The 6,377-nt window shown below is 65.7% G+C and carries 7 protein-coding genes; 2 read left to right on the plus strand and 5 right to left on the minus strand.

What is annotated here, in order from left to right; translation table 11 throughout:
* Window positions 1-500, minus strand: a 500-nt coding sequence (locus KAZ48_10020) for a thioredoxin family protein (protein ID MBP7973126.1), incomplete at its 3' end; no start/stop codon positions are given.
* 194 nt (window positions 501-694) lie between these two features.
* On the opposite strand from KAZ48_10020, the gene KAZ48_10025 reads away from it, so the two are divergent.
* Both KAZ48_10025 and KAZ48_10030 read left to right on the plus strand, forming a co-directional pair.
* Window positions 695-1,357, plus strand: a complete 663-nt coding sequence (locus tag KAZ48_10025; GenBank protein ID MBP7973127.1) for a sigma-70 family RNA polymerase sigma factor — start codon at window positions 695-697, stop codon at window positions 1,355-1,357.
* Window positions 1,354-1,632: a zf-HC2 domain-containing protein gene (locus tag KAZ48_10030; GenBank protein MBP7973128.1), complete on the plus strand. Its 279-nt coding sequence runs from the start codon at window positions 1,354-1,356 to the stop codon at window positions 1,630-1,632. The genes KAZ48_10025 and KAZ48_10030 overlap by 4 nt, the downstream gene beginning before the upstream one ends.
* 100 nt (window positions 1,633-1,732) lie before the next feature.
* On the opposite strand, the gene KAZ48_10035 is transcribed toward KAZ48_10030, so the two are convergent.
* From KAZ48_10035 to KAZ48_10050, 4 genes are read right to left on the minus strand one after another with little or no spacing between them, the layout of a single operon-like run.
* Complete coding sequence (locus tag KAZ48_10035; GenBank protein ID MBP7973129.1) at window positions 1,733-2,545, minus strand: enoyl-CoA hydratase/isomerase family protein; 813 nt, start codon at window positions 2,543-2,545, stop codon at window positions 1,733-1,735.
* Window positions 2,546-2,597: 52 nt separating this feature from the next.
* Window positions 2,598-3,749: an acyl-CoA dehydrogenase family protein gene (locus KAZ48_10040; protein MBP7973130.1), complete on the minus strand. Its 1,152-nt coding sequence runs from the start codon at window positions 3,747-3,749 to the stop codon at window positions 2,598-2,600.
* Between the two features lie 2 nt (window positions 3,750-3,751).
* Window positions 3,752-4,426 carry a TetR/AcrR family transcriptional regulator gene (locus KAZ48_10045; GenBank protein MBP7973131.1) on the minus strand — a complete coding sequence of 225 codons (675 nt, stop codon included), beginning with the start codon at window positions 4,424-4,426 and terminating at the stop codon, window positions 3,752-3,754.
* On the minus strand, window positions 4,423-6,351 hold the full coding sequence (locus tag KAZ48_10050; protein MBP7973132.1) for a DUF1446 domain-containing protein: 1,929 nt from the start codon (window positions 6,349-6,351) through the stop codon (window positions 4,423-4,425). The genes KAZ48_10045 and KAZ48_10050 overlap by 4 nt, the downstream gene beginning before the upstream one ends.
* Window positions 6,352-6,377: the final 26 nt, after the last annotated feature.

Consider the following 6,377-nt stretch of genomic DNA (forward strand, 5'->3'; position numbering starts at 1 on the left):
TTCGCCTGGATCGCATCGGCCGTCATGGATCCGGACCACTTCTTGATCTGATCGCCATTCGGTTTGATCGCCACGAACGTGTGCTGGGTCGTCACGCCGTACTGCTTCTTCAACGCCGAGTTGCTGTCGTAGTCGACGCTGACGACGGTTAGACCTTCCGGGAAGTTGCCCTTACTTGCATCGAGTGACTTGACCGTTGCCTGGCAGGTCGAACACCACGACGCGTTGAAGAAGAGCACGACGTTGTTGTTCTCGTACTTCGCTGTGTCCTTCTGGTACTCGTCCCACGTGATGTAGCTGCCAGCCGTTGCGGCCGCGGGCTGGGCCGCAGAGTTGCTGCCCGCAGTGTCGGTCGGTGCCGCGCTGGTGCTCGCAGCCGTCGGTGTGGCGCTGGGGGTGGCATCGCTGCTGGCTTCACTGCTGCACCCGGCGGCACTGAGCACGACGACTGCTGCGGTTGCGGCCAGAATGGCGGCCCGGCGGTTGATGGACTTCTTCATCGTTCGGCTCCTCGGTGTCACATGCGGGGTCGGGCGATTCACAGGATTTGCGGTTAGGTGGAGAACCCCGTGCGTGACGCGGCTATTCCGTTTGGGTGACCGTTGTTGGCGCCCCCAGTTGCGAACGGGCAGCCCAGCCCGATTCGGCGAGGGGAGTGGAATGTTGGTCGCCGAGCTCGGGTTACCTTCGTGCCGTGGAGTCACACGGCGACCGAGCCGACGCTTACGAGCGTCTCGTCGTACCGGAGATCCCCATGTTGTTGCGGGTTGCGATGTCGCTGACACCTCAGCCCGCTGACGCGCACGACTTGGTCCAGGACACGCTGCTTCGGTCGTGGCGGTCGTTTGAGACGTTCGACGGGCGTCATCCGCGCGCCTGGTTACTGACGATTCTGCGCAACGCCAACCTCAACAGTCATCGCAAGCCGCGGCCCGATCCGATCGACCCGGCAGATGCGAGTCGATCCCTGGGCGGCGAGGTATCGGCCTCGGCGGAGGACCACGTTGTCGACCCGCTGTTCGGCGCGACGATCGAATCAGCACTCGCCGATCTGAAGCCCGAGGCCAGGCAGTTGGTGATGCTCGTGGACGCCGATGGGTTGTCGTACGCCGAGGCCGCCGCCGTGCTCGGCGTTCCCGAGGGCACAGTCATGAGCCGCCTGCACCGTGCCCGCAAGAAGATCAAGAAGCGAGTTGTCGCAGCCGGCGCGGTCGCCGGCGCTGGCGCTGGCGGCGTGAGCGCGGCAGGCAGACCGGACCGTGGCGGGCCGGATCCGGCTGATCCCGCTGGTCCGAGCCCAACAGATCTCGACGGCGAGACAGGGCCAAGCCGCGATGAGCGCGGGGAGGCATCGTGAGCATCACCCTGCGCGAGAGCCTGTTCGGCAGCGACGACATGACCAGTTGCCGACAGGCGATGCGACACCTGCAGGCAGCGATCGACGGTGAGCTTGACGAGCCGACGCTCGCCCGGGTGAACCGACACTTTGAAGCCTGCCAGAAGTGCGGCATGGCCGCCGAAACCTACCGAGCGATCAAGGTGGCCATCGCCGCCAGCAACCCCGAACCGCTACCGCAGGACCTGCTCGACGACCTCACCACCTTCGCCCACGGCCTCCCCCGCGAGGACTAGCTCCGAAAGTTACCCAGCGGTATGGCTGCAACACGCCGAGGGAAACAGCCATACCGCTGGGTAACTTCCTGGGGTGCCCGGGTGCCCGGGTTGCGCGGGGTTACGCGTCGGGGGACCAGGGGGCCGGTGACCGGCTGAAGAAGGCGGCCATTCCGGCTTGGGCTTCTTCGGAAGCGAACAGCCACGCGGATAACTCGGCGGTCCACTCGAACGCCTCCGAGCGATCCATCGTTCGCACTCGCCGCAGCAGCTCCTTGGTCGCTGCCAATGCGTTCGGTCCACCACGACGCAACTGGTCGACAAACCCGGCAACCTCGGCGTCCAAAGCCTCGTCGGCGACCACCCGGTTCAGCAATCCGGACTCGGCCGCACGTCGTGCCGACACCCGCTCGCCGGTCAGTAGCAGCTCGAATCCGTCGGCGACGTTCATCCGCTGAAGACACACCACCGAGATCACCGCTGGGGCAACCCCGAGGCGAACCTCGGAGAACGCGAACTTGGCCGACTCGGCAGCCACCGATAGATCGCAGGCCGCGACCAGTCCGTTGCCGCCGCCGGCGACGTGACCCTGCACCCGGGCGATGGTCGGCTTCGGGTGATCGAGCAGCAACTCCAGCACGTTGACGATCGCGCGCGGTCCGCTCCACAACGTGTCCTGCTCAGCCGCGCCGCTGGCTCCCTTGAGGTCAGCACCAGCGCAGAACGTGTTGCCCGAACCGGTCAGCACCACAACGCGCACCGCGTCGTCGGCCGCCGCTTGCTTGAGCGCGGCATGCATGGCCTGCAGGGCCTCGACACTGAGCACGTTGCGCAGATCCGGGCGACTCATCGTGATCGTCCCGACGCCGTCGGCGACCTCGTAGGTGACGCGCGGCACCTCGGCGGCTGGCTCCTCGGCGGATGTGTCAGTCACAGGGTCCTCGTTCCATCGATCGGTTCGGCGGAAAGCACGGCAGGGAGAATCCTCACTTCTTGCCCATCCCTTCCATCATGGCGATCACGCGCAGCATGACCTCGTCGGCGCCGCCGCCGATCGAGGTGAGCCGACCGTCGCGGAAGTACCGCGCGGGCCACATCTCCTCGGCGTAACCCATACCGCCGTGGAACTGCACGCAGGTGTCCGCGACCTCCCGCTGCAGCCGACCGGCCTTGAGCTTGCCGATCGTCGCCATCCGCGTGACATCCTCGCCAGCGCTATAACGTTCGGCCGCGGTGTACGCGTACTCGGTCAAAATGTCGACCTCCGCGTACAGCTCGGCGAGCTTGTACTGCAGGTATTGATTGGCCAGCAGCGGTTTGCCGAATGCGTTGCGCTCCTGCAGGTACTCCTTGGTCTTGTCCAGAGCGCGCTTCATCGAACCGACGACCATGTACAGCGCGATCATGCGCTCGTCTTGGAACTGCGCCATCTGCTGCTGGAATCCGCGGCCGATCTCGCCGACGGTGTTGCTGACCGGCACCCGCACGTTGTCGAACACGAGTTCGCCGGTGTCAGAGGAGTGGTTGCCCATCTTCTTGATCGCGCGGCCGACGGAGAAACCCGGTGTATCGGTCGGGACGATGATCTGCGACATGCCGGCGTAGCCGCCCTCGTCGGAGGTGCGCGCGAGCAGGCAGATCCAATCCGCCTGAGTGCCGCTCGTGATCCACATCTTGGTGCCGTTGATGACCCAGTCGTCACCGTCGCGGGTGGCCTTGGTGCGGATGCCAGCAACGTCGGACCCGGCATCCGGCTCGCTCACCGCGACCGACGTGACGGCCTCACCGGTCATCGCCGGGATCAGGTATTTGCGCTTGAGGTCGTCGGTGCCGTACTTGTGCAACGCCGGGGTGGACATCGATGCCTGGACGGCGACCGCCATCGGCACACCGGCGCAGGTCGCGGTCGCTCCGAGTTCCTCACCGAGCACCAGGGTGAACGTGTGATCCGCGCCCTGGCCGCCGAACTCGGGGTCGTACTCCAGGCCGAAGATGCCGACCTCAGCCAGCTTCGGGTATAGCTCGTGGGCGGGGAAAATGCCGGCCGCTTCCCACTCATCGACGTAGGGGTTGATCTCGCGCTCGATCACGGCGCGAACTGACTTGCGGAACTGCTCGTGCTCCTCGGTGAACTGCATGGTCACTCCTTCACTTTCGAGCGTCGAGTCGACCGACCCGATCGCGGCACTTGTTGGTCGTTGAGGCCGAGGGCTTGTGCCCATAGCCGTGTCAGGGTGTCGGCAACTACCTGCCGATCGTGTTCCTCGGAGCGCGCAATCCACTGCCGACCAAAACCCTCGACCATCGCGCAGAGGGCGGAGCCGGCCAAATAGGGGTCGAGCGTCGGATCGGCCACGCCGTCGGCCTGCAATCGCCGAATGCCGGCGACGGCGCGCTCGACATAACGCTGCCGGAAGTTCGACAGGAGCCGACGGTATTGGGGGTCTGCGGTGCTGGCCTGCTCGATGACCTGCAGCAGCCGCGCGTTGGCGGTGAAGCTGTCCAGGTAGCGGCGATTGGCCTCGGCGATCCGATCAACCGGGTCGGAGTGCTCCGGGCCCACCCGCCAATCCTGATCGAGCTGCTGGGTCAGGCCATCGACAACGGCTTGGAATACTGCGGCCTTGTCTTCGAAGTAGGTGTAGACCGTGCCGTGGGCAACCCCGGCCGCGTCGGCAATGTCACCCATCCGCGTCGCGGGGTAACCCTTCGCCTCAAACACCTGACGGGCGGCGGTGGTCAGGGTGTCGCGCGTGCGGCGGCCGCGATCGGTGAGCGGGTCGCGCTCACTGCTGGCCACTGCCGTCGCGGTCACACCACGTCTTCTTCCAGCGGCAGGGCGGACGCGGGGATCAGTTCACTGGGCAGGCTGATCATCCGGGCGCGGAACTGCTCACCGAGACCCTTGGCCTGCGGATCAAGTCGTGTCGATTCGGCGACCCCGCGGCCCAATAGACCTTTGATGACGACGTTGATTGCCCGCAGATTCGGCAGGATGTAGACGTCGACGCCCAGTGGGTCGGCTTCCGGCAGGAGGTCCCGAACACGGTCGGCACTGAGCCAGGTACACAGCCAGCCGAAGCGCAGATCGGCCGCGCCGTCGCCCGGATCGGGGATCCAGAAACCGACGTTCGCCGACCCACCCTTGTCACCGGACCGCGCCCCCACGAGCACGCCGAATGGCACCAACGCCGAGGTTGCTTCGGCAGACGGGACGTAGGCGAAGCGACTCGGAAGTTCGTCCGGCTCATGGGCCGGGGAACTCGTTCCCGCCGGCGATCCGCCGGGGGAAACCTCGAACGGCTCCTGGCCCTCGACGTGGACCGTCACCGTCAACTCAGACGGATCGATCGTTGTCGGCCAGTACACCCCGTATGGCGATCCTTCGACTGGCGGTGCGGTGGCGAACATGCCCGGGTACGACCCGAGGGCGGACTCGATGATGCGGGCGGTGAATGCCCGACCAACGTTCTTCGGGTCCGCGTCCTTCACCGTAATGCGGAGGAACTCCTGCGCGTCAGCCAGCGAGTTGGGGTTGCGCCGACCAGCGCCGGTCAACTGCACGTCAAGTTCGCGAACGGTTAATGACGACTCCCGCGCGAGCTTGAACGGGTTGAGCTCCAACTCATGCGCCCGCTCCAACGACAGACCAGCGACAGTGCGCAGGGCCAGGTCGGCCTTGGCTTCGACGTCCAGGCCGGTCAACACCAGCGACGCCGTGTTCCGGAAGCCGCCGAGAGTGTTGATACTGACTTTGATCCGCTCCGGTGGAAGCTCGCCGACGACCGGGGCAATCCGCACCCGATCGGGACCGCTCTGAACCAGGTCGATGGTGTCGAACCGCGCGGTGACGTCTGGGTTCAAGTACGCAGGTGCACCTAGCTCGTAGAGCAACTGCGCGGTCACCGTGCCAACGTCGACAATTCCGCCGGTGCCAGGATGCTTGGTGATCGTGCTGCTGCCATTCGCGGCAATCTCGGCGATGGGGAACCCTGGGTGCTCCAGGCCCGGCACGTCGCGGAAGAACGAGTAGTTGCCGCCGGTCGTCTGCGCTCCGCACTCGATGACGTGGCCCGCGACGAGGGACCCCGCCAACGCGTCGAGTTGCCGCTGGTCACCATTGAGCGCAGCGTCGTAGTCCCACCCGTGCCACCACGCGGCCGGTCCAATCGCGAGCGCGGCATCGGTCACTCGGCCCGTAATCACCACATCGGCACCAGCGCGTAGCGCCTCGGTGATACCGCGGGCCCCGAGGTAGGCATTGGCCGTGAGTGGCGAGAAACCCAATGATTCCAGGGATTCTCCGGTGTCCATATTGGTGAGCTGCTCACCATCGCCTTGCAACCGCTCCAACTCGGGCATCAGGTCATCGCCCGTGACGTAGGCGATTGTCAGGTCCTTCAGCCCGAGCTCATCTGCCTTCTCCCGCAACGCGGCGGCACACCCCGCCGGGTCGAGTCCGCCAGCGTTGGAGACGATTCTGATGCCGCGTTCCTGGCACGTCTGGAGTACCTGTTCCATCTGCCGTAGGAACGTCCGTGCCCAACCCGAACCTGGACCGTTCTTCATGCGTTGGCGGGCCAGGATCAGCATGGTGAGTTCGGCGAGCCAGTCGCCGGTCAGTACATCGATCGGACCGCCGTCGACCATCTCCTTCGCCGCACTGAGTCGGTCGCCGAAGAAGCCGCTGCAGTTGGCAACGATCACCGGCCGGTCGGCCACGGGAGTGTGCTCAGTCATTGGTTGCCTCCGGTTGCGGTGGGGGG

This window comes from Candidatus Nanopelagicales bacterium (assembly GCA_018003655.1).
GTDB lineage: Bacteria > Actinomycetota > Actinomycetes > S36-B12 > UBA10799 > JAGNDY01.

Coding starts and splice junctions, on each gene's coding strand:
- KAZ48_10040 (MBP7973130.1), bottom strand. CDS start 3,749: ATGCAGTTCACCGAGGAGCACGAGCAGTTCCGCAAGTCAGTTCGCGCC.
- KAZ48_10050 (MBP7973132.1), bottom strand. CDS start 6,351: ATGACTGAGCACACTCCCGTGGCCGACCGGCCGGTGATCGTTGCCAAC.